Annotated in this window: 21 protein-coding genes and 1 pseudogene; 9 read left to right on the plus strand and 13 right to left on the minus strand. The window is 58.3% G+C overall.

Going from position 1 to position 23,471, the window contains the following annotated elements; all coding sequences use genetic code 11:
- Nucleotides 1–190: 190 nt before the first annotated feature.
- The gene (locus ACVIJ6_RS37575) at nt 191–2,128 is read right to left on the minus strand and encodes an AMP-binding protein (protein WP_057199266.1); all 1,938 of its coding nucleotides are present in this window, start codon (nt 2,126–2,128) and stop codon (nt 191–193) included.
- Nucleotides 2,129–2,206: 78 nt separating this feature from the next.
- Nucleotides 2,207–2,968, minus strand: a complete 762-nt coding sequence (locus ACVIJ6_RS37580) for a glucose 1-dehydrogenase (protein WP_057199307.1) — start codon at nt 2,966–2,968, stop codon at nt 2,207–2,209.
- Between the two features lie 120 nt (nt 2,969–3,088).
- Here ACVIJ6_RS37580 and ACVIJ6_RS37585 point away from each other — a divergent pair, with 120 nt between their 5' ends.
- Nucleotides 3,089–4,477 carry a TetR/AcrR family transcriptional regulator gene (locus tag ACVIJ6_RS37585; RefSeq protein ID WP_063997042.1) on the plus strand — a complete coding sequence of 463 codons (1,389 nt, stop codon included), beginning with the start codon at nt 3,089–3,091 and terminating at the stop codon, nt 4,475–4,477.
- On the opposite strand, the gene ACVIJ6_RS37590 is transcribed toward ACVIJ6_RS37585, so the two are convergent.
- The 6 genes from ACVIJ6_RS37590 to ACVIJ6_RS37615 are packed head-to-tail and all read right to left on the minus strand — an operon-like array spanning nt 4,474 to nt 9,867.
- The gene (locus tag ACVIJ6_RS37590; protein ID WP_057199267.1) at nt 4,474–5,670 is read right to left on the minus strand and encodes a phenylacetate--CoA ligase family protein; all 1,197 of its coding nucleotides are present in this window, start codon (nt 5,668–5,670) and stop codon (nt 4,474–4,476) included. The genes ACVIJ6_RS37585 and ACVIJ6_RS37590 overlap by 4 nt on opposite strands.
- 27 nt (nt 5,671–5,697) lie before the next feature.
- Nucleotides 5,698–6,507, minus strand: a complete 810-nt coding sequence (locus ACVIJ6_RS37595; RefSeq protein WP_057199268.1) for an enoyl-CoA hydratase/isomerase family protein — start codon at nt 6,505–6,507, stop codon at nt 5,698–5,700.
- Nucleotides 6,508–6,546: 39 nt separating this feature from the next.
- The gene (locus tag ACVIJ6_RS37600) at nt 6,547–7,698 is read right to left on the minus strand and encodes an acyl-CoA dehydrogenase family protein (RefSeq protein WP_057199269.1); all 1,152 of its coding nucleotides are present in this window, start codon (nt 7,696–7,698) and stop codon (nt 6,547–6,549) included.
- Entirely contained in the window at nt 7,695–8,807 is a 1,113-nt protein-coding gene (locus ACVIJ6_RS37605) for an acyl-CoA dehydrogenase family protein (protein ID WP_024343075.1), read from the minus strand. The genes ACVIJ6_RS37600 and ACVIJ6_RS37605 overlap by 4 nt, the downstream gene beginning before the upstream one ends.
- The gene (locus ACVIJ6_RS37610) at nt 8,804–9,253 is read right to left on the minus strand and encodes a MaoC/PaaZ C-terminal domain-containing protein (RefSeq protein WP_057199270.1); all 450 of its coding nucleotides are present in this window, start codon (nt 9,251–9,253) and stop codon (nt 8,804–8,806) included. Before ACVIJ6_RS37610 ends, ACVIJ6_RS37605 begins: the two co-directional genes overlap by 4 nt.
- Nucleotides 9,250–9,867: a transglutaminase-like domain-containing protein gene (locus ACVIJ6_RS37615; protein ID WP_230646583.1), complete on the minus strand. Its 618-nt coding sequence runs from the start codon at nt 9,865–9,867 to the stop codon at nt 9,250–9,252. Before ACVIJ6_RS37615 ends, ACVIJ6_RS37610 begins: the two co-directional genes overlap by 4 nt.
- A 760-nt stretch (nt 9,868–10,627) precedes the next feature.
- Between ACVIJ6_RS37615 and ACVIJ6_RS37620 the strand changes: the two genes are divergently transcribed.
- On the plus strand, nt 10,628–11,059 hold the full coding sequence (locus ACVIJ6_RS37620; RefSeq protein WP_057199272.1) for a hypothetical protein: 432 nt from the start codon (nt 10,628–10,630) through the stop codon (nt 11,057–11,059).
- A gap of 202 nt (nt 11,060–11,261) precedes the next feature.
- Here the strand turns inward: ACVIJ6_RS37620 and ACVIJ6_RS37625 are convergent, their stop codons facing one another.
- Nucleotides 11,262–11,648: a hypothetical protein gene (locus ACVIJ6_RS37625; RefSeq protein WP_057199273.1), complete on the minus strand. Its 387-nt coding sequence runs from the start codon at nt 11,646–11,648 to the stop codon at nt 11,262–11,264.
- Nucleotides 11,649–11,940: 292 nt separating this feature from the next.
- Here ACVIJ6_RS37625 and ACVIJ6_RS37630 point away from each other — a divergent pair.
- Nucleotides 11,941–12,729, plus strand: a pseudogene (locus ACVIJ6_RS37630) (IS30 family transposase); the annotation flags it as partial.
- 510 nt (nt 12,730–13,239) lie between these two features.
- Nucleotides 13,240–14,472 (plus strand): benzoate/H(+) symporter BenE family transporter, encoded by a 1,233-nt coding sequence (locus ACVIJ6_RS37635; protein WP_057199274.1) that lies wholly within the window; start codon nt 13,240–13,242, stop codon nt 14,470–14,472.
- A gap of 945 nt (nt 14,473–15,417) precedes the next feature.
- On the opposite strand, the gene ACVIJ6_RS37640 is transcribed toward ACVIJ6_RS37635, so the two are convergent.
- From ACVIJ6_RS37640 to ACVIJ6_RS37655, 4 genes are all read right to left on the minus strand, one after another.
- Nucleotides 15,418–16,599: an ABC transporter substrate-binding protein gene (locus tag ACVIJ6_RS37640; protein WP_230646587.1), complete on the minus strand. Its 1,182-nt coding sequence runs from the start codon at nt 16,597–16,599 to the stop codon at nt 15,418–15,420.
- A 183-nt stretch (nt 16,600–16,782) separates the two neighbouring features.
- Nucleotides 16,783–17,199 (minus strand): hotdog fold thioesterase, encoded by a 417-nt coding sequence (locus ACVIJ6_RS37645; RefSeq protein WP_082529116.1) that lies wholly within the window; start codon nt 17,197–17,199, stop codon nt 16,783–16,785.
- Complete coding sequence (locus ACVIJ6_RS37650; RefSeq protein WP_057199276.1) at nt 17,196–18,080, minus strand: alpha/beta fold hydrolase; 885 nt, start codon at nt 18,078–18,080, stop codon at nt 17,196–17,198. The genes ACVIJ6_RS37645 and ACVIJ6_RS37650 overlap by 4 nt, the downstream gene beginning before the upstream one ends.
- Nucleotides 18,081–18,084: 4 nt before the next feature.
- A complete protein-coding gene (locus tag ACVIJ6_RS37655; RefSeq protein WP_156402925.1) occupies nt 18,085–18,234 on the minus strand; it encodes a hypothetical protein in 150 nt (49 codons plus the stop codon).
- Between the two features lie 614 nt (nt 18,235–18,848).
- Between ACVIJ6_RS37655 and ACVIJ6_RS37660 the strand changes: the two genes are divergently transcribed.
- From ACVIJ6_RS37660 to ACVIJ6_RS37680, 5 genes are all read left to right on the plus strand, one after another.
- Complete coding sequence (locus tag ACVIJ6_RS37660; RefSeq protein ID WP_156402926.1) at nt 18,849–19,358, plus strand: PepSY domain-containing protein; 510 nt, start codon at nt 18,849–18,851, stop codon at nt 19,356–19,358.
- A 222-nt stretch (nt 19,359–19,580) separates the two neighbouring features.
- On the plus strand, nt 19,581–19,820 hold the full coding sequence (locus tag ACVIJ6_RS37665) for an acyl carrier protein (protein WP_057199278.1): 240 nt from the start codon (nt 19,581–19,583) through the stop codon (nt 19,818–19,820).
- Between the two features lie 175 nt (nt 19,821–19,995).
- Entirely contained in the window at nt 19,996–20,478 is a 483-nt protein-coding gene (locus ACVIJ6_RS37670) for a MarR family winged helix-turn-helix transcriptional regulator (RefSeq protein ID WP_057199279.1), read from the plus strand.
- Nucleotides 20,471–21,637, plus strand: coding sequence for an HlyD family secretion protein (locus tag ACVIJ6_RS37675; RefSeq protein ID WP_057199280.1), 1,167 nt, complete (start codon nt 20,471–20,473; stop codon nt 21,635–21,637). The genes ACVIJ6_RS37670 and ACVIJ6_RS37675 overlap by 8 nt, the downstream gene beginning before the upstream one ends.
- Before the next feature lie 3 nt (nt 21,638–21,640).
- Nucleotides 21,641–23,185, plus strand: a complete 1,545-nt coding sequence (locus ACVIJ6_RS37680; protein WP_057199281.1) for an MDR family MFS transporter — start codon at nt 21,641–21,643, stop codon at nt 23,183–23,185.
- Nucleotides 23,186–23,471 lie beyond the last annotated feature (286 nt).

Raw genomic sequence — 23,471 nt, forward strand, 5'->3', positions numbered from 1 at the left:
ATGGACAACCTCCTGAAAGCTCACAGCTAGCCCGCTCGCAGCGGGCCGTCGGCATTGCGGCCAAGCTATCGAAAAGAAACCTGTTGGGGCACCGCGCCTCGAAGGACCGACAATACCATACCAAAGCGGCGATCCCCCTTGGCGGGGCGGTCGATGAGTTGCAGCCTGTCGCTCCCTTCCAAGACGGCGTTCAGCGGCCTTTGTTCCTCAATGCAGCGATGGGAGCAATGACCTCGGGATTCTGCAACGGCGACAGGTCGCCCGGATTCTCGCCCAGAAACGCCGCGCGGACGACGCGGCGCATGGTCTTCATACTGCGAGTCTTTGGCAGCGCCTCGACAAAGTGTATCTCGCGCGGGCGGAAAGGTTGGGAGACCGCGGCGGCTACATTGTCCTTCAGTTGCTCCACCAAGGTGTCGTCGGTTTTCACGCCGGGGGCGAGGACGCAGACGCAGACCACAGCTAGGCCCTTTAGATCATCCGGCGCTGCAATTGCAGCGGCGTCGATTACATTACCAGTGGCGGTTAGTGCGGCCTCGATCTCGGTCGGGCCGATACGCTTGCCGGCAATGTTGAGTGTGTCGTCCGAACGGCCGAGAATGAACCATGTTCCGTCGGAATCGCGGCGCGCCCAATCGCCATGCCGCCAAACGCCGGGGTAATCGGACCAGTAGGTCTCGAGATATCGCGAGTGATCCCGCCAGATCGTCGGGGTCAGGCCCAGCGGCGGCTTGGTGACCACCAGCTCGCCCATCTCGCCGTCTGTCGCCTCGGACCCATCCGGTCGCAGCACTTTCGCCCCGACGCCCAACGCCTCGCTGGAAAAACCGCAGGGCCGCAACGTGTGCAGCACGGTCGACGTCAGGATTGCGCCAAAAAGCTCAGTCCCGCCGGAGATGTTGAGTGGCACCGCCCTGTGGCGGCAGATGTGTTCCAGATGCCAGAGCCAGGCATCCTCGGTCCAGGGTTCGCCGGTGGAAGCGACGATGCGCAGAGCGGAGAGATTGTACCGCGCCAGCGGACCGGGATCGCTTCTCATAAACTGTCGCACCAACGTGGGCGCGACGCCAAGATGGGTAACGCCGTGTTCGCTCGCGAGGCGCAGCAGGCGGAATGGATCGTCCGGCGTGGAGGGCGCCCCTTCGGCCAGCACCAGTGTCGCGCCCGCCAGAAGCGTCGAGATTAGGGTCAGCGGGCCCATAACCCAGCCCATATCGGTCATCCACAGGTGCCGGTCCTCGCGCTTCAAGTCGAGGCACAACAAGAAATTGGTCGTTGCCGCCGCCTGCACACCGAGATGCGTGTGAACCACCCCCTTGGGCCGGCCGGTTGTCCCAGAAGTGTAGGCAATCATCAGCGGCGCCTCTGATGCAACCGGAACAGGTGCAAAATCCGCCTTTGCGGCCCCGACTGTGGCAGCCCAGTCCAGATCCCGCCGTGGGTCGGCGGCGCTGCCGCCGAAGCGGCGCAGGCTGATCACCGTGTGCACGCTGGATACGTCGGCCAGAGCCTCAACCAGCACGGATTCCATGGGAACAGGCCTGCCGCGACGCCTACTCGCATCGGCCGTCAAAACCGCTTTGGCCGTGCAGTCGTTCAAGCGTGCCGCCACGGCCGGCGCCGGGTATCCGGAGAACAGGGGGACGGCGATAGCGCCGAGCCTCGCAACGCCCAGGAGGGCCGCTTCGATCTCGGGCACCATCGGCATGTAGATGCCAACCGCATCACCCGCGCCTACGCCGCGGGCGGCCAGGGCGCTGGCAACCCGGGCGCTTTCGCAGGCGAGATCGCGGTAGGTCCAGACGCGCCGTTCCCCGTCTTCGCCGATCCAGTCGATGGCGGCTTTTTCCCCGAGCCCAACTTCGATACGAGCGTCAAGGCAAGTCTCGGTGAGGTTGAGAGTGGCGTCCGCGGCCCAACGGATTCCGGCTGGCCCACCGCTCACGTCCCGCAACGTTCGGTAACGACGCGAAAAGCGCACGTTCGCAAGATCGAGAATTTGTGACCAGAACCAATCGGGTTCAGCGTCGGCCCGCGCGACGAGACTTTCGTAATCTGTCAGGCCGCAGCGCGTGAGAAAAGCTCTGATCGCGCTGCAGTCCTGGATGTCTTTAGATGGCGTAAACATACCATTTCATCCGATACGGTATCTCGGCACGGTCCGGCCGTATCAATCCACAAGTTGAGGGCGCCGCCGTCGCGCGCGTCATCCATGCATCGTCAGCCCGCCGGAGACCGAAATCACTTGGCCGGTGATGAAACCAGCGTCGTCGGAGGCAAGGAAGCAGATGATCCCCGGGTAGTCGGTCGGTTGCGCGAGCCGTCGCATCGGAATGGAACGCTTGAGACCTTCCGCGATTTTCTCGCCACCTTCGCCCTTCGAGAATTCGGCGAAAAGCGGTGTGTCGGTCGGCCCTGGGGCCACGGCATTGAGCTGTATTCCCTTGCGCGCCAATTCCCGCGCCACTGTCTTGGTGAAGGCGATAATGCCGCCCTTGCAGGCCGAGTAAACAGCTTCGCCTGAGGAGCCAACGCGGCCCGCGTCGGAACTGATATTGACCACGCGCCCGCCTCCGTTTCTAACCATGCCCGGAAGTACCGCGTGATGCATGTTCAGGGGACCGTAGAGGTTAATGTCAATAACCTTTTTCCAGAGCGTTGCGTCGGATTCCAGGAAAAGTCGAGGGACGTCCCAGCCGGCATTGTTGACCAGAACATTGATGGGCCCGCCTTTCTCCACCTCGGCCACAGCCGCATCGACTGCCGCACGTTCGGTGATGTCAACGGCGTGGGCAGTCGCTTTGCCACCTGCGTCCCCTATGATCTTCACAGTTTCAGTCGCACCCGCGGCATTTATGTCGAATACGGCGACCTCGCTGCCTTCTTCGGCGAATCGCTTGCATACTTCGCGTCCGATCCCGCTGCCGCCGCCGGTTACGATTGTCCGCTTCCCTTTTAGCCCGCGCATGGTTATCACCCCTCCCTTCCGCGGATACGCCATAGGTGTTCTAACCTTAGGCGACCAAATTCTAACGTATGTTAGATTATCGCACTTGCTATTTCGATGTCTAGAGGCAAATTACACAATATGAATTCGCCCTCACCGCAGCTTGGAACTACTGGAAAAAATCATGGCAAGTCGGAGCAGACGCGCGCCCTCATCCTGAGCGCCGCCGCGAAGCTATTTCGAGATGAAGGATACGATGCCACGACGCTCCGCAAGATCGCGAAGGCTGCGCGTATGGAGGCGGGTAGCCTATATTATCACTTTGCGTCGAAGGAGGCGATCTTCGACGAAATCCTTCGATTGGGCGTACGGCACGTTTTCGACGCCGTGCAGAAGGTCCGAGAGGATTGCCGGCTCTCCGGCAGGGATTTCCGACAGACATTCGCCTTGATGATCGACGCGCACTTGACGTATTTCCTGAAAGAAAGTGATTTCACTTCGGCAAATATCCGAAATTACTCGAGGCTTCCTCAGGACATGCGCGTGACCCATCGACCACTGCGCCAAGCCTACACCTCCGTGTGGGACAATTTCTTTGCAGAGGCTCAAACGGCCGGGGACATTCGGAGCGACATCAAAGTCGTACCGCTGCGACAGTTCGTGCTGGGAGCAATGAATTGGACAGTCGAATGGTATGATGCGACGCGCTATCCCGTAAGCATGCTGTCTGAGCGCTTGTGTAAACTTCTTTTGGACGGAATGTCCACCGCACGCGGCATGCCATTGAAACAGCCAGGTCCAATCGAACTGGAAACCCTGGACCTGATTGATTCCGACGACAGCAAATCATCCCGCACCCGCGTCCAAGTGCTCTCCGCTGCAGCGCGGATTTTTCGCGACAGAGGGTACAAGGCTGCAACAATGCGAGATATCGCGCAAGAAGCCGGCATGGAAGCAGGCAGCATCTATTATCATTTTAATTCAAAGGATGAGATACTCGACGAAGTGCTCGATATTGGATTGCGAGCGGTCCTGCGCGGAATGTCGTCGACCATTTCGAAGACACATCAGTTTCCCGATCACCGCAGCCGGATCGCCGCAGCGATCCGTACCCATATGGAGTACCTCTTTCGTTTGAGCGAATTTACGTCTGCGAATATCCGCATTTTCGGGCAGCTACCCAAGAAGGTGCGAGCACGTCATCAGCCAATACGACACAAGTACGCGAACCTTTGGGATGACTGCTTACGCAAAGCGCAGGAAGCGGGTGAGCTGCGCTCCGATATCAAGGTTGTGCCTTTGCGGCAGGCCATGCTGGGAGCGCTCAACTGGACTGTAGAGTGGTTCAATCCAGAAAAGGGCCAACGCGATGGATACTATTCGCTGTCTGAATTGATTGTGATGTTGCAGAGCCTACTGTTGGATGGCCTTCAGTACGATGCCGGTCCTTCGCTTCACCATCGCGACTTGCCCTCTACGAGCAAACGAACGAGGCGGCGCGCCTTGCGCGCTGGATCTCACGCCGGCTAAGCGTCTTTCTTGTTTACAATCAGCGACGCGTTCTCCTCCAGGAGATCGATAAATTCCACGCCATCGGCCCGGATTCGTGCACTGGTGGCAAAAGCTTCGATGGCACGTGTTTGGGCCATGATACGATCGGCGCCGGGCTCGGCGACGAGCAAGAGGCGCACGGTATCCCGATCGTTCTCGCATGTCACAACCGCCTGGGCGGCGCGCACGCCTGGGGTCGCGATAACCACTTCTTCGATGGCGCGGGGGTAGACGAAAATCTCACGGACTTTTACGGCCGCGCCGACTCGTCCCTGCAAGGCCGAAAGACGCGTAACGCGACCATCTCCGTCACTCTCAAGAGCGAAGCCGCTATCTCCGGTGCCGAAGCGGATCATCGGCCAGTTGGCGTCGCGTGCGGTCACCACGATCTCACCGGTTTCGCCGGCGGCCAAGGGTTCCCCACTGATGGGATCGCAGATCTGCACCACGTGATTGGGATGCGCAACATACCCTTCGCCGTCATCCTCATAAGCCACAAGACCCAGATCGGCCGTCGCATAGGCGGCCCAGGTTGTAACGCCATAGTCCGCTTCGATACGACGCCGTTTCGCCATCCAGTCGCCCATCTCGCCGCCGAGGAATGCTGATCTGACCTTCCAAGCGTTCCGCCCATACGCCTCGATTACCGTATCCGCCAATGTAAGGAAGAATGCCGTGCTGGCGCAGACCGCGGTCACGCCGGTTTCAACGATGATCTGCGCCTGCAGCTCACGGTTTCCCGTACCACCGGGAATGACCGTCGCGCCGACTGCACGCGCTGCTTCGTCGAACAAAAGACCTGCCGGGACCAGATGATAGGACCATGTGTTCAGGAGGAGATCGCCCACCGTGATCCCCGCAGCCTTGAACAGCTCCTTGAGGCCGTGCCCGCCACCTCCCGCCAATGAGGGCTCGAAGATCGGTCCGGGCGACACATAGATCCGCGACAGGCTTTCGAGATCGGCTGCGAGAAAGCCTCCAAAGGGCGGATTTTCCCTTTGGAGTGCCAGGAGCTGTTCTTTCTTCAGAACCGGCAGGCGAGAGAGATCCCTCAATGATCTGATGCTTGCCGGGTCGAAACCCGCCGCATCGAAGCGTGCCTTTAGGCCGGGCGCCTTACGTGCCGCCTGGCCATAGGCTGCAGCGATCTTCCGGTAAATCGCGTCGGGCATATGCTCGCTACCTCTCTCCCGCGCAAACTAAATAGGGCAGTCCTTGCGAAAATTCGGAGCGCGCTTCTCCCGATGTGACAGCACGCCTTCCTTGACGTCAGGGCCCATGAAACCCAGCATCTCGAACGCAGTGGAAGCGTCGAAGATTGGCCCGGCCTGGCGCAACCAATTATTCAGTGAATATTTCGTCCAGCGGATCGCGCTTTGCGCGCCGTTTGCCAACTCAACTGCAGTGTCGAGAGCGACTTGCTGCAGTTGATCATCGTCGACACACATGGATACCAAGCCAATGCGCTCGGCCTCTTCGCCGGAGATTGCCTTGCACGTCAGAAGATAATACTTTGCCTTGGCCATGCCGCAGAGCAGCGGCCAAATGATCGCCGCTACGTCACCTGCGGCAACCCCCAGGCGGGGGTGCCCGTCAACAATCTTGGCTCGCTTGCCTGCGATCGACACGTCAGCCAGAATTCCGACAACGAGCCCCGCACCCGCGGCTGGGCCATTGATCGCCGAGATGATAGGCTTGTTGCAATTGATGATGTTGTAAACGAGATCCTTGGCTTCCTTCCAGGTTCTCATCATCTCGTCGAAGTTGCCCGCTATTCTTTCGATCAGGCTGAAATCTCCCCCCGCCGAAAACGCCTTGCCAGCCCCCGTCACGATAACCGCGTTGATGTTGGGGTCGCGGTCGACATCAATCCACATGTCGGTCATTTGCGTGTGCGTTTCCGCATCCACGGAGTTGAAGGTTTCGGGACGATCGAACGTGATCCGAAGAACACGGTCCGCCGGATAGTCGAATTTCAGTTTGTTGTATTTGGCATAGCGGTCAGACATGGTGTGTTCTTCCTCCTTCAATGTACGGGCAATTATCTATCAGCCAGGCAAGCCGAGAACGGCTTTCGACAAGATATTGCGCTGGATCTCATTCGTCCCGCCGTAGATCGTGGTCGGTCGCGCCTTGTAGAAGTTCGCCAGCACGTCAACACCGACATTGCCGAGCTGTAAGGGACCGATCAGGCCGCCGTCAGGTCCGGCGGATTCGATCATGAGTTCGGTAATCTCTTGGAACGTCTCAGTGACCCAGATCTTCAGCATCGACACGTCGGGACCGAGCATTTCGCCGCGCTTGAGTTGGTCGGCGAAGCGGCTATAGAGCGCCGCGTGATCCTCAACATCCAGAGCGACTTTCGCAAAGCGATCGCGGAACACCGGATCGTTGAACATGCAGCGCCCTTGCGCAATCGTCCGTAACTGAACAAGTGCGTTTTGCGCCAGGTTGGGCGCACCGATGAAGATTCGCTCGAAGCCGAGCAGGGCCTTGGCCATCGTCCAACCCTTGTTCAGTTCGCCAACCAGGTTTTCGCGGGGCGCGCGAGCATTGTCGAAGAATACCTCGCAGAACTCGTCTTCACCCGCGAGCGTCGTGATCGTGCGAACTTCGATGCCCGGCTGGTTCATTTCGGCGAGCAAGAAGCTGATGCCCTCCTGTTTTTTTCGCGCATGAGAATCGGTGCGCACCAGCATAAAGATGTGCGTGGCGTCATGAGCCATCGTGGTCCAGATCTTCTGCCCATTGATCACGAAATAATCGCCGTCGATCACGGCACTCGTGCGCAGACTGGCGAGATCGGACCCCGAGCCCGGCTCGGAGTAGCCCTGACACCAGATGTGCTCACAAGTAAGGATACGCGGCAGCCAGTAGTGTTTCTGCGCCTGGGTGCCAAACTTGATGATAAGGGGGCCGACCATCTGCACACCCATGTCGCGGCCCCGCGTCACGCCCCAGCGCTGCTGCTCTTCATAAAAGATGAGGAGCTTCGAAGCTTCCAGACCCATGCCGCCATATTCGACCGGCCAAGCAGGCGCGACCATGCCCTTGGCGTAGAGCTTCTCGTGCCATTGGCGGATCTCGGCGAACTTCGCCCGATGCGGCAGATGGCGTAGCTCTTCGGGATACTCGGTCTCGAAGAAGGTGCGAACCTGGCGGCGGAACGCTTCGTCACTCAGTGCATTCCAGTCGGTCATCGACCTGCCTCATTTGCCTCAAGAGCGTCCATCCAACGAGCCCGGTGGTAGGCGGCATCCCCGAGCCAGGCCGAAAGCACAAGCGCACGGTTCAGAAACAAGCCGATGTCGAACTCGTCCGTATAGCCGACTGCACCGTGGAGTTGAATCGATTCCCGGGTGATCCTCTTGGCCGTGCTGCAGGCGCGAGCTTTGGCGCGGCTCGCCTCACGTATGCGCGCGCCCTGATCGGCGCTCACATCCATCCGTGCCAGCGCCTCGCTCACCCCCGCCTCGGCCACCTGCTGAGCGACATACAGGTCTACGGCGCGGTGCTGGATGACCTGAAACGACCCGATTGGCTTGCCGAACTGCTCGCGCGTCTTCACATAATCGAGGGTCAGTTCGAGTGCTTTAGCGCTGACGCCGACCAGCTCGGCGGCGGCGAGCGCCGTGGCGTCGGCGACGACGGTGGACAACGCTTCCGATACCACCGAGCCTTCGGCCAGCAATTTACCTGGGGCGTCGACAAAGCCGATGTCGCAGAGCTGGCTTCCGTCGGACTGTCGCCGCAGCTCCGAGTAGATCCCCTTGCCATCAGCGTCGAGGGCAACGAGAACGGGCTTCGAATCATTTTGCGCAACCACGAGCAATTGATCCGCGCCGACGGCCCCGGCAATCCAGGCCTTTGAGCCGTTCAGCACCTTACCGTCGAAACGGCATGCCATTTGGTCAGAGTAACCTCGAAGACCACGTTCCTGCCAAGCGAGGGCGCAGGCGATTTTGCCACTGATAGCCGTAGCGAGCATCGCATCGCCAGGACATACCCGTTGAATCATTCCGATCGCAAGTGCGATGGCTGACACCACCGGTTCGGGCGTGAGCGCGCGACCAACTTCTTCCACGATCACACCGGCCGCTGTAAGTCCCATGCCAAGTCCGCCGACCGCTTCTGGGGCGGCGACACCGAGCACGCCAGCATGGGCCAGTTCGTTCATCACCTGTCGGTCCCAGCCCTTGTCGCGAGCGTTACGGGCGCGTGCGATGCCGCCCGCGCGCTCAAAGAGTGTGCGCACGCTTCCGCGCAGCATCCGCAAATCGTCCTGTGAATGCGCCCTCACATTGCTCATGACGGCGGCGCTGCCTTTCGCTTAACCATCGCGGCGGTATCGACGGTCAGCACGGGCTCTCCTGCCATGTTGCGCGCTTCGACACGGTAGCTGACGACACCCCGATCGGGCTTGGTTTGGGAGGGCCTCACTGCCTGCATCTTCAATGTAACATCAAGCGGCTCATTCGCCCGCACAGGCGCGTTCCAAGATAGTCTCTCGAAACCCAAACCACCGATGTTTGCGACCCCCGTCATGAAGTCCCGCATAATCGGCCTGAATACGAGGAGGAGTGTCTGGAACCCCGATGCGATCAGACCGCCATGGATTTGCTTGGCATAGTATTCATCCGTATGCAGCCGCTGCGGATCCCATTCCCTGGCGAACGAAATTATCTCGTCCTTGCTTAAGGGAGGGGTGCGGAACGCAAAAATTTGTCCGACCTTGAAATCCTCCAAGTACTTCACGGCCGATGCCCTTCCTCCGTCGGCGCAAAACCATCGTCAAAGCCGCTCTGCCCCGCGATCCGGCAACGGTTGAATTCCTCCAGCTTGGGATAGGTTGCTTTGAACGCCGCCAGGAATTCGTCGATTGGCGCATCCACGTACAAGCCCCGGTCATGAACATATTCCATGTGCCTCTGATTCTTTTCGTCGAACTCGTGAAACAGAGCGTCAGACGTCCCGTCGAAGAGAAGAGGCTTTACTCCGAAGCGCTTGCATAGCTCCATGTTGAAGGCCGGCGTAACCTTGTAGGGCCTCCCGTCGAGCCACAGCTGCACGTATCCGTGGTAAATGAAGAGATCCGTTTGCATCAGCTCGGTTAGCTTTGGCGTATTCAAATGGTTACGAACGTCGGCGAAGCCCAATGCAGCGGGAATGCCAACAGCACGTAGGCAGGCGGTCAGCAAGATCGCCTTGGGCACACAAAAAGCAGACTCCGCCCCTGCCACCACGCTAGCGCGATAAGCATCGGGGCTCAGTTCAAACGTGTAGGGATCATATCGGATGCCATCGCGCACCGCTTCGAACAGTCGGATTGCCTTTTCGGTATCGGAAGCGCTGGAGTTCAGGTTGCGCAAAGCAGACTCTACGAAAGCCCTCACCTCGGCGCTATCGCTATCGACAAAGTTTGTTGGGGAAGTTAAGCACGCCGGATCTGCCGGCGGTCGATGATCCGCGCTAGACATTATCCACCCCTTGAAGCAGCTTTTCTAACATACGTTAGATTTACTCCATCGTATGCAGGCCTGTCAACGGTGCACGAAATCTTGATTTCCGCTTAATGAGATGGACGTTCGATCCGCCTCGGCCGCTCCCTCAATTGTGGAAATCTATTCGCAGCGGCCCCACTGGCAGTTCCGCGTCGACCCTATTGAAATGCGGGCCCTCCGTACAGATCGACAACCTCGGCGAAGCGGTCCGGATACCTTCACCGGCATGTTTCTCGATCGAGGTAAGTGCGCGAAGCCAGGCTACCGTCCTGCTAGTTTTAGGCTTGACTGGCTGTGGCGGCGCGCCGCATCCGATCGATGAGACGGTCAGCGAGATCCTCGACCACGAGCCGGTACGGTCTAGGGTGACCAAGACAAACGCCGTGCTTATCAAATTCCGCGATGATCATCCGCTGCGCTGTGGCGGCTGCTGAGGTCTGCTCGAGCTCTGTTTTTCGGGCAACACACAACCCTCAAATTTCTCGCGTAGTGACGCATTCCGATTTCCCCGTCGCCGTCATCGGCATCTCTTCAATGAACACGACATCATCCGGCATCCACCAACTGGCGATTCTCGTCCTTAGATAGTCGAGCCGGAGGCTACCCGTCGCCTTTACGAATGTCATCAATGGAATCAACTGCCCTCGACCACAGCACGTCTTACGTCCGTGACAACCTCGATCTTCACCTGGTGAACGGCCGTTACTCTGCCGGTCTTGTTTGCGAACTCGCCAACGTGTACGAGGGGCGCACCGGCAGTGTGTTTGCGGTCTTTGATGAAATAGCCACTCTGGAGGAACATCCCATCGCCCGCCCGAGCCTCACCAAACCCCCGTCACTGTTTACAAGGCCACCGCTGCGAGGCCTGCGGCATAAGCATTATCATCAAGCCGCCTTAATTCCGACGAATGTCGATAATCACTGGCGCGCGAACAGCTTCGCCGACCCCGTCGAAGAAGCGGCCACCAACATGTCCGTTCCCGACGACAAGCTGATCGGCTTCATGCTGCACGAATTCGTCACCTCGGATATCATGATCGCAGTCAAGCCCGGCGGCTGACCGGTGAATGGATTGTCTACGCCCGGCAGGACGAAAGACATACCTATCTCACGCTGGGCACCCCCGGTGACGATGGTGCCATCTATGAAAGGGTGCGTGCTTGCGCGAACGGGTTCCCAGATCTCAATTTGACCCAATGCTTATAGCAGAATCGCGCGGTTTGGATACGAAGTCCATCCAGACAGCGCCCATGGGCTCCGATTCATTGAACGCAGCGATCGACCGGTTTTTCCGATCCTACTTCAACCAGCTTCAAGAGCCGGATCCCGACACACTGCTCAATTTCCTGAATGCCCTTTACGGATTGAATGACAAGCTCAAAAAGCAAGCCGGTCGGGACCTGTTCGGATCCGCGAACTTCCTTGCCCTGAAGGCGCTGCGCAATCTGTTCCATCACCACGTCGAGCCCGTCCATGAAATCAAGCTCATTCCCCTCGATGAGCTCCCGCCAATGACGACAGACCTGATGATCGTGTGTCTTGTGCCGCGTTCGCTCATCGAACGCGCGCAAGTTGAGACCGAGCGGCGGCATCAAGAAAATCCGCTCCGCATTTGCCGCATTCAAATGGTACGGAAATATTGTGAACATTCAGCCCTGCATGTTCAACGTGGCCGTGGATGTTTTCGAGGCAATTGCTGATCTCGATGTTGATCCCTCGTCTGACGCGTACGATGCCTTCGAGGAGGCATATCGGTTGGATGAGCAGAGCGGTCGACCTACACGCGCCACCGGTGATATTTGGTGCGCCGCCGGGTCCCTGAAACCGTTTTTGATCAAACGGCCTCCGGGAAGAACTAACCATCCGTTAGCTAAGAGACGCTGCGGCTACTCGGCTCAGCCGCTTTGGTCGCGCAGCACAGACGGCAGCGGCCGAGGTGCCTGGAGCCCGGAGCAGATTGCCCGACGCTTGCCGATCGACTTCCCGGACGACAACACGATGCGCATCAGCCACGAAGCCATCTATCACGCTCTCTTCGTTCAAGGTCGGGGAGCGCTACGCCGCGAACTGACGGCCTGCTTGCAAACGGGACGTGTGCTAAGAGTGCCCAGAGCGCGCGTAAGAAGGCGAGGCAAGGGCTTTGTTTCGCCGGAGATCATGGTCAGTCAACGCCCCGCCGAAGCAGCCGATCGAGCAGTGCCGGGACACTCGGAGAGGGACCTCATCCTTGGTCTTGGCAGCTCAGCGATTGGTACGCTGGTCGAGCGCACAACGCGGTTCACGATGCTGCTGCATCTTCCACGGCTCATGGGGCACGGCGAAGCTCCGCGCATCAAGAATGGGCCTGCGCTCGCGGGACACGGAGCTGAACGTGCGGGACGCGATTACTCGCACCATCATCACCTTGCCACAAGAGCTGCGCCGTTCGCTGACCTGGGACCAAGGGGCCGAAATGGCCCAACAAGATCGTCTCAAGATCGATGCAGGCGTGCAGGTCTACTTCTGCGATCCGCAAAGTCCATGGCAGCGCGGCACTAACGAGAACACTCTGCTGCGTCGGTACTTCCCGAAAGGCACAGACCTGAGCGTCCATAGCGTTCACGAGATCGCCGCCGTTGCTGCCGCCCTCAACGCCCGACCGAGAAAGACGCTGGGATGGAAAACGCCGGCGGAGGCGCTTGACGAGTGGCTACCATGAGTAACAAAATCGATGTTGCGACGACCGCTTGAATCCGCCTTTGCTGCGTCGGTCGCTATGATGCACGAGCCCGCCGCGATGGATCGGCCGCCGATCGTGCAGTGCCTGTTCCAGCGTATCGAGCACGAAGCCGGCATGCGCAGTGCGCGAAGCACTATAGCGCGACAAAGCATGAGCGATCGGGATTGGATAGGTTGCAAAGCAGCCAGGAGGACGCGTCGTCGCAATAACGCGTAGTTTGCCCGGCCATACATTTGTCGTTTGATGGCTTTGATCCTGCTGATCTGGCCTTCGATCGGACTAGTGCCAAAGCGCGCCGCACGCTTGTGCCCTTTCACAGCGTCATCGCACAATCCGAAAGAGGGGCTGAGTCGCGAGGCTCCTTGTGCCGGGGGCAGCCTCGCCAAGGCGGCATTCGTTCAAGAAAAGCCATTCTGGAGACGTCGGCGGACCACCTGGCTCCTAACCGATTGCGGACTATCGTATCGAGCTGCCTCTTGGTAGGATTGGTCACCGATACTTCTCGCTGGTGCTAGCTGTCCATGCTCCCCCATCTCGAACGGCCAACTGATAGACCGTCAATATCCGGAAAGATCATTTCTGATTTTGGGTTGCTGTACGCCTCGAACGGATTCATCGGCTGGCTCTTTGCCGCGACTGCTCCGATGGCCATCATCCTGACAGCCGGTTTGCAGGGTGAACTTTCGGAAGGCGAAATTGCGTCCTGGATCTTCGGTGCCTTCTTCATTAATGGCTTGATCACGATCCTGTTCTGCTGGCTTTATCGACAGCCATTAGCTTTCTTCTGGACGATTCCCGGCACGGTTCTGGTCGGACAGTCATTGACGCACCTGAATTTTCATCAGGTCGTCGGAGCATACTACGTCACGGGCGCTCTCATCCTGGTGCTGGGTGGAAGCGGCTGGGTGAAGCGCTTGACGGAATTGGTTCCGCTCCCGATAGTGATGGGAATGGTTGCCGGCGTGTTTTTGCGTTTTGGCCTCGACCTCGTCCGTGCGGTATTCGCGGACGGCGCTGTCGCCGGACCCATGGTGGCGGTCTGGCTGCTCCTGTCCTCGGTCCCAGGGCTGGGCCGCCGCTGCCCGCCCATCATCGGAGCGCTGGTGGTTGGCGCGCTTGCCACGATCGTCCTCGGCAGATTCGAGGATTCGTCGCCGCTGGAGTTCGAGTTGATCCGACCGGTCATTCAGGACCCGGCTTGGTCGATCGCTGCTTTGGTCGAGCTTGTCTTGCCGCTGGCGATCACCGTCTTGGTCGTGCAGAACGGTCAGGGCTTCGCTGTACTCAAGGCAGCGGGGCACAATCCGCCGGTCACTGCGGTGACGATCGCCTGTGGGGTCGGCGCGTTCGCCAGCGCCCTTGTTGGCGCCATCAGCACGTGCCTGACAGGGCCGACGAATGCCATCATCGTCGGCAGCGGCGAGCGCAAACGCCAATATGTCGCCGGGATCGTGGTTGGTCTTCTGTCGATCATGTTCGGGCTGTTTGCGCCAACTTTCACCCGACTGCTCCTCAACACTCCAAAGTCCTTTGTTGCAGCATTGGCAGGCCTCGCGATGTTGAGCGTGTTGCAGACGACTTTCGTTACGGCGTTCGCCAACCGCTTCTCCTTCGGCGCGCTGGTGGCGTTTCTCGTGACCATTGCTGACATGCCATTGTTGAATGTAGGGGCCCCCTTTTGGGGATTGGTCTCCGGCATTGTCATATCCGTCCTGTTGGAGCGGGCGGACTTTGCGTCGCGGCCGATGTCGTAAGACGGATTTCTACTGGTCAATTTGTTCTTGGCCAACAGCGGTAGCCCGAGAAAGCATGCAATGATGTCGCCTGAGAAATGAAGAAGCGGTATTTTCGCGAAAAGCAGGTCCGCGATCACCCGGAGCACTCCGCTGAATATCTGAGACATGAGCACTGTTGGCGCAGCCGGTCGAGGCCAAAGCTGCAGTCGTGCTAAGCAGCATGCCGACAAGCTCACCGAGGATGGCCGCCAGGGGTTGGTGCGCCACGGGCATCTCCTGAGCCGGATTATGACTGGCATCGGGCTGTGCGCTCAGCGTGTGCGCGAACACGTCGGTGAAGGTTCGGCGCGCATCCGCTTTTCGTCGGCGATTCTGCCGCCGATGCACCGAGATCGAAGAGCCTCGAAGTGCTGATCCAATCCTTTATCTCTAGGGCGTTTCAACCGGCGACTTGGGGCGGACTTCTGACCGAGCCGCGCCGAGGATCATCCAAACACGCTCGCCCCGACTTCGCAACCCGGGCCTGCTCCGACAGTCGGAGCACTAACGCTCGCCGAATGGCTCTAAAAGGAAGGGAGAACTTGAAAACAAAGCATGCCGATGGGCACACCGTTTTCGGTAGCGACGACGAACTCACGTTGAAGTTTGAAGGAACGTGCGCCGGAGGCAGGATAGCTCGTCACCTTGGCACGGCCGAGCAGTTCCCGCGGTAGTTCTCGAAGGAACGTTCATCTTTCGCGAAGAGTAGCCGGCCCCCGGTGGCGAAGCCGCTGACGCTAAAGTTCAATCCTGCCAAACTTCCGACGCTGCCGAGCGCTCTCGCTGAAAGCGTTACCCAGCCTTGTTGTCGCGCTGCTTTGTCATGGACGAAGTCGGACGAGCCATGCTGCTGCACAGCATCAAGGTCACAAAAGATCTCCCGTGATTGCTCACGGGAGCCTATTTGTTCTACCCGCCGGAGAATCATTCCGCAGGCACGTCACCGTGAATGGTGTCGCCGAACAATTCCCATTTCTTGCCTTTGAATCTCATTAGTTGGAGCGAACTGATCGGTGCAAAATCGGTCGGCCCGGTGTTGATCCTGATGCCCGGCAGCAGCGTGTCAGGCTCAAAGTCCTTCAGGTTCGCGGCCTGCTTCATGATATTGGCACGCGTGAGATCATCGCCGCACATCTCGAGCACCTTCGCCAGTGTTTGGGCAGCGCCGTATCCATAGATGTGGCCGCTGTCGGTCTTGTCGGCGCCAGGCATGTACTTGTCGACGAACTCGGCCCATTTCTTCATGCCGGGATCATTAGTCCATTGCGGATCGGTCGCGTCCTTTGCGTAGGCAGCTGAAATCACTCCTTGAGCATTGTCGAAGCCCGCAGGTTGCATCACGCTACCTACCGATGCCGAGACGTTGGTCATGATTTGCAGCGGTCTCCAGCCGATCTCAGCCGTTTTCTTTATCGCCTGCGCGCCGAATTTCGGGGTTGTGTAGATCAGGAGAACGTCTGGGTTGGCAGCCTTGATCTTGACGATGTGGGAGTCGATAGTCGGCTCGGAAACTTCGTGACTCTCTTCCATGATGATATTGGCAGCCTTGGCGCCGAACCCATCCTTGGTGCCCTTGACATAGTCTTTGCCGAAGTCGTCGTTCTGATAAAGGATGGCCACCTTCGCATTTGGTTTCTCCTTCATCAGATACTTGGCGTAGATGTGGGCCTCACTCTGGTAGGAAGGCTGCCAGCCCATCGTCCAGGGAAAATTCTTGGGATCGTTCCACTTGGTTGCACCCGTCGCAACGAACAGCTGCGGGACTTTCTTTGAGTTGAGATACCTCTGGATCGCTGTATTGGACGGCGTGCCGAGTGGGTTGAAGACGAGCAAGACTTCGTCGCTTTCGACTAGCTTGCGGACCTGCTCTACTGCCTTAGGAGGAGAGTAGGCGTCGTCATATGTTATGAAGTTGATCTTACGACCGTTGATCCCGCCGCGATCGTTGATCATCTTGAAGTAGGCTTCCTCAGTCTTGCCGATAACGCCATAGGCGGATGCGGGGCCGCTGTAAGGCATGATATTCCCGATCTTGATTTCGGTGTCGGACGCGCCTGGATCGTATTTCTTTTGGGCGAGTGCCGCCGATGGCGAGACCGCAAGCATCGTCAGGGCGAGGGACGCTGCGGCGAATCTGCAGGTGACTGTCTTCATTCCATTCTTCCTTTGCTTTTGATGGATCAGTTCTATGCGAAATCTTATTTGGCGGACCGCAAGTGAACCGTGCCTTGCTGGGGCCCAGTGAAGATCGGGCCAGTGACGCATGTGACGAAACGGCCTGACGGCATCCTATTCGCAAACATAGGCACCTCTTCCACTTGCCAGAAGGGCGCCGTCGGTACCGACAACACGTGTTTCAGCAACACTGATTTGACGCCCCATCTTTACTAATCGGCCAATTGCGCGCAGCTGACCAGGTAATGCAGGTCGATGGAAATCGACATGCAGATCGATTGTCGCCCGCGGTGTCCCTCCAGCTGCAAGGATGGTGTAGAGTCCCGTCAGGTCGATCAACGCGGAAAGAATGCCGCCATGCGCCGATGCGATTTTGGGATTGGAGACAATCTCGTCTCGCCAAGGCATTTCGAGCACGAGTTCGTTCATATCGAAATCAATCAAATTCAGCCCGAGCCAGCGATGAAAGGGAGCAATCAGCAAACGCTTCCGCAGTTGTTCAATATCGTGGGGCTTCCTTTCTCGGTTCACGAGACCACCTCCGCGCCATGCCTTCGGATCAGGAATTCAACGATGGCTTGACCGAAAGCATCGTTCTGATCGCCCACCACCATATGTGTAGCATCCGCGATGTCGGTGTATTCAGCGTGGGGAACCAGCGTCTTGAAATGCACCACAGCTTCGGGAGACACGAGGTCGCTCAAGCCTCCCCGTATCAAATGGACGGGCAGACGCAGCCTGCCGGCCGCAGCGTTCAGCGCGCAGCGCCGACGATCGATCGCCGCTGCTTCCATCACTTTCGGTCGAACGATTTGATCGATGAAGGCGGGATCCCAATGCCAATAATATCGTCCGTCTTCCTTGCGGCGAAGATATGTTTGAAGTCCGGATGAGGCTTTTCGGCTTGGGCGATGGGGCAGATAGTTGGAAATCGACTGCGCAGCCTCCTGGGGAGAGGCGAATCCCTCGCGTGCATGAGCCGCCATAAAGCCGACAACGCGCGCGATGCCTGCCGGCTCCATTTGTGGAGTGACATCAACGAGCGTGAGAGATGCAAAGCTGAACGGGCTCAGTTCGCCCTCCGCGAAAATGCCCGCCAAGCCCCCAAGCGAGGCGCCGATGAGCGCCGGCCTTCGAGCTTGTGCGCTTGCGATGGCCACAAGATCGCTCGCAAAATCTCGGATGTCATATGCGCCATCCTCAGCCCAAGCGCTATCGCCATGTCCGCGCAGGTCTATTGCAATTGATCGAAATCCATGCCGGGCCAGCAGCTGCGAGACGACGAGCCAGCTTCGCCGTGTCTGGCCTCCGCCATGTGCCAGCACGACCGGAAAGCCATTCTCTGGCCCTTCCGTCGATGCGGCAATTTGGTGGCCCTCGTGCCCGGCGAGCATAGTCGCGCGCTGCGTCATCGTCTCAATCCTGAGTAACCTTACCGTCGATCGACGTTTCGTGACAGGATCCGACGATCGGCAGCGCGGCGATCATCGATATCGCGAGCGGCCCCGCGCGGGCGGCCTTGCAGGCATGTTCGGGGCTCAGGTTGATTCCGGTCTGGGCGAACAATTGCAGGGACCCTCCTGATGCTTAAGTCCACACGCCTTCGCAGAGCGCTGACTTTTGGCGACCGGCTTTTTGCCAATGAAGGTCAGATGGAGAATCCAAAGCAACCGTCCCATTCAAAAAATAGCAGAAGCACCGCAACCGAGAAGGGGGCGACGACGCCCAAGACCACGCCGCAATGACTACCGCGATCGTTGATGCCGGGCCCTCCCCAGCTTGCCACTCTATCCGTGCGCGCCGCTCTCTCATTGGACCGGTTGAACCGCTAAGCAAGGCAAGTACTTAATCCGGCACGCCTTAGGCATGGAACGCGCACCCGCGTCGTCCCTTTCCGTCATAGATAAACCCTTTTCTCGAAAGAAGCAAGCAAGCTTATGATAGGCTTGCGCACGGATTTGCTCGCGATGGCCGCCATAGGGCTCGCGCGAGAAAGAAGTGAGAGAATTGAGGAAGGCAACAAGCAGAGGTTCGTCCGCGTCGGAAATTGCTTGCAAACACAGGTTTGCGACCTTGTCGGGGGATTTCGTCCCGGGATTCGGCTTTGGTTAGAGATGTGTAGTCGCATACTTTTCTTAATCGGCCTTCTGGCGCTCGCGCACCTATCGCCAGCTCGAGCGATGCTGTGGTCAAACGTCGCGGCTAGCGAAGACAATCCACCGGCTACTGGCGACGCTGATCAAGGGACAACTCGGGAGTTTCAATTCTTTCGTGAAGCCCGAGTTTCGTTACGGCGGGCGATCAAAATAGCAGAGAAGCTGCATAGTGGATCAACGGCACTAGAAGTCAGATTCGATATCTTGGCTGGTTCCGCAGTCTATTGGGTCAAGACCATGCGCAGGACGCTGATCTGGGAGAATGCCATCGACGCAAAAACTGGAAGCGTTGCAAGGAAAGAAAGCACCCTCTCTTTGGAGAGTTCCGACAACCGGAATGAATTGGTGGCTCTGAAGAATGTACGGCAGGAATTATCGGATGCAGTCGCTATTGCTGAGAAAGTTACAAAGGGAAATGCAATCAGTGCAACTTTGATGAAAAGGGACGGCCGATTGAACTTCATCATCCTGATCGTGAGCGGCGACCAGTTAAGAGAAGTCATCCTTGAGCCACCGACAGCGCGGCGTCCTTGACCGTCGCCATTTTGTGACTTTGGCGGCGTGGTTGGTGCCATGGAGTTCCATGTGCTTCGGTAGGCGGCCACGATCGTCCATCGGGACGGGCGCGTGCAAGCTTTACCGATGGCTCTCGGGGCCTTGCCCTCGACTTCCCACGGCGTAGATGGAACTGTTTGTTACCTAACGGGTTTTTGAAATTGTGCGGTAGTCTTCGGTGGCTGAAGTGAGATCTGAGCCATGGATAGCGTTGGCCATCGGATTAGGGACATAGTCAGCCGGCATCTTGACGTTCCGCCGGAGAAGGTCGTCGACAATGCTCGCTTCATCGAGGACCTGGGCGCTGACAGCCTTGATACGATCGAGCTTCTCATAGCTTTTGAAGAGGCATTTGGCTGTGAGATTCCTGACGAGATTGCCACATCTGTCCTCACCGTAGGAGATGCGCGGAGGTATCTCGAGGACAAGGCAAACACATAGCCCAATCTTCTTGCAGGCGATTGGAGTCATTCGATGAAAATGCCTGCTCGCACGCGATTCAGCGACCCTACACATCCAGCGTCCCGCCGCGCATCATTGCATCTTGATCGGCCGCTCATAAGCTTGACTATCACATAAGCAAGCTTATAATATCACATGCTTATCGGAGATGTAAATGAGCCGCGCTTCCGTGGATCAGGATTTTTTGTTCACTCTCGCCGAACTGGCGCGAATGCTACGTGTCTATGCGGACAAGGAGGCAGGGCGCTTTGGCATAACCCGCGCACAGTGGGCGGTTTTGGCCAAGGTAGGACGCAAGGAGGGCATGAGCCAGGCGGAACTCGCCGAAGAAATGGAGATGCAACCGATCACGTTGACGCGATTGGTCGATAAATTATGTGAGAACAATTGGCTCGAACGCCGGGGCGATGCCAATGACCGTCGGATCAATCGACTCCATCTTTTGAAGGCCGGACGCCAGTTGCTTAGCAAACTGAACGGCCTGCGTTCCGAGCTTACTGCCACTGCGCTTAACGGCATTCCCGTCGCGGATGCTTACCGCCTGCTTACACAACTTGAGGAAATCAAGGAAAACGTTCGTAACGCGGTGCAGGGTGCGAACGAAGATTTGTCTAGAGAGGAGCAGCGTTATGGCTGATCCGATCCTCAAATTCCCACCGGAGCACAAGGGAGATCCGTCCGCGCCCGGCCGATCAAAGCTCGCCGGCGAGCCACGTCGACGACTGATGGCGGGCTTGCGCCGCTATCGCCGTTTCCTGCTGCTCGTGGTTCTGCCGCTGGTTGCGGTGGTGGCCGGACTTACGGTCTATCTGAACGGCGGCCGTTACGTCGGCACGGACGATGCCTATGTGGGCGCGCAGAAAGTACTGATCACGCCGGATGTCTCTGGCAAGATCGTCAGCGTTTCTGTCAAGGAGGGCCAGCTGGTGGTGCCCGGCGACACCCTCTTTCAGATCGATCCTGTGCCATACCGGCTTGCGCTGGCGCAGGCGCGCGCAAAACTCGAAGATGCCAAGACCAACCACGCCAACCTCGTCGCAAACGTCAAGCTATATTCCCAGACGCTGGAGATCGTCGGCGCGGGCATCGCCATCAAACAGCGCGACGTCGAACGCAAATCATCGCTGGTGAAAAATAATGTCGGATCGCAGCTCGATCTCGACAACACTATGACCGCGCTGGTAACCGCACAGGCGCAGCAGCAGCTGGTCCGGCAGCAGCGCTCGAATGCGCTCACCCAATTGCTTGGCAATCCTGATTTGCCGTTGGAGGAGTTCCCCGCCTATTTGCAGGCGAAAGCGGCGCTTGACGACGCGCAGCGCAATCTCGACCTCACCACGGTTCGTGCGCCAATCAACGGCACGGCCACTCAGGTCGAGCAGATCCAGCTCGGCCGCTACGTCACCGCGGGCACGCCAGTGTTTTCCGTGATGGACGTCGCCAACCCGTGGGTCGACGCCAATCCCAAAGAAAGCGACCTGACGTATGTTGCGGTCGGCCAGCCCGTTTCGCTGCAAGTCGATGCGTTTCCCAACCACGTTTTCAAGGGAAAGATTGGTTCGCTGTCCCCGGGCACCGGCGCGCAATTCGCGATTCTGCCTCCGCAAAATGCCACTGGCAATTTCGTTAAGGTGGTTCAGCGCGTGCCGGTGCGCATCTACTTCGAAGAGAACGACAAGCAGGTGCGCAAGCTGAAGGCCGGCATGAGCGTTTATGCCACCATTGACACCGGCCACAAGCGCACGCTTGCCGGCTTGCTGGGGCTGTCGGCGACGGCAAATCAGCACGAGGATTGAACCATGTCGGGTCCGTTGCCTTCGGGGCTGCGCCGTAACATGGTGACGACCTGCGCCATGACGGCAACGATCATGCAGGCGCTCGACACGACCATCGCCAACGTTGCCCTTCCTTATATGCAGGGCACGCTGTCGGCCTCGCAAGACCAGATCAACTGGGTGCTCACCTCCTACATCGTCGCTGCCGCCATCATGACCGCCCCGGTAGGATGGATCGCCAATCGCTTCGGACGTAAGCGTATCTTCATCATCTGCTCGGCTGGTTTTACCGCGGCATCGGTGCTGTGCGGGCTCGCGCAAGACATTACTCAAATGGTGTTGTTTCGCCTGTTGCAGGGTGTATTCGGTGCAGCGCTCGTACCGCTCTCGCAGGCAGTGATGCTCGACTCTTACACTTTGCAGGAGCGAGCAAAGGCGATGGCTATCTGGGGCATGGGAGTGATGTTAGGCCCGATCATGGGCCCGTCCCTCGGCGCTTGGCTTACCGAAACTTATTCCTGGCATTGGGTGTTCTTTGTCAATTTACCTTTCGGTGTACTGACAATCCTCGGCCTGTTGGTCTTTATGGACGAAACTGAGAAGGATTACACGCTGCGGTTTGATTGGTTCGGGTTTACTGCATTGGCAGTCGCCATCGGCGCCCTGCAGCTCGCGCTTGATCGTGGCGAGCAGTTGGGATGGCTCGAATCCAACGAGATCATAGCCGAGTTCATCATCTCCGGTGTAGGCTTCTACTATTTCTTCGCGCACTCGTTCACGACCCCGAGCCCGTTCATTCAATTCGCGCTGTTCAAGGACCGCAATTTCGTGACGGGGTGTATCTTCATGACCGTGATGGGATTGGTCCTGTACTCAACCATGGCGCTCGCCTCGCCCTATCTGCAAAACGTGATCGGCTATCCCATCATTACCGCGGGTATGCTGCTGGCAACCCGCGGCTTCGGGACCTTCTTGGCCATGATGATGGTCGGCCGGTTGATGCGCTTTATCGAGGCTCGAACGTTGATTGTCAGCGGCTTGGCTATGACTGCGGGCTCGCTGTTCCAAATGACAGGATGGACCGACCTGACGCAGGTGCCGGAGATCGTCGCCGTCAGCATCATCCAAGGTTTTGGCTTTGGGCTCGTGTTCGTGCCGCTCTCGACTGTTTCGTTCTTGACGCTTCCCAGCCACCTTCGAACCGAAGGCACGTCGATGCTGACGCTATTGCGCAACGTTGCCAGTTCGATCGGCATTTCCATCGTGATTGCTGAGCTCACGCAGGGAACCCGGCGCAGCTATGCCATCCTGTCCGAGCACATCAACCCATTCAACCATGCCCTTCAGATGCCCGACGTGCGCGGCATTATCAATCTGTCTACCGATGCGGGACGGGCGATGGCCGACAAGATGGTTGCCGTGCAGGCGCAAATCATTGCGTTTTCCCAAGACTATCAATTGGTCATGTTGTTTGTTGTGGCCACGATCCCGCTCGCGATCATGATCGGCTCAACAAAGGCCATGTTGCGCAAGCAAGCAGCAGGACCAGAGCACGCGGCCATGGAGTAGCGGACTCGGCCGGAGCAACGCCTTGGAAAGGTCGATCTGATCTCAATGGCGCCCACCGCCAGCCCCCGACTTCTCTCTGCCACGAATTGTTCAGGAAGAGAGGCCAATCTGGCCAACCTGGTCCGAGAGGCGGAACAGGAGCCGGTGCCGTGCAGCGTGCGCAATGATATCAGGCGCCGCAAACAATCACGGAAAAGGCTACCGCATCGAAGAAGAACTCGGCACCAAGAGCCTTCAGGCTCGCCTTGATGGCCGTGCCAAAGCCTAGGTGCCGAGGTCCTGCCGT

This window comes from Bradyrhizobium sp. USDA 4369, assembly GCF_054056435.1.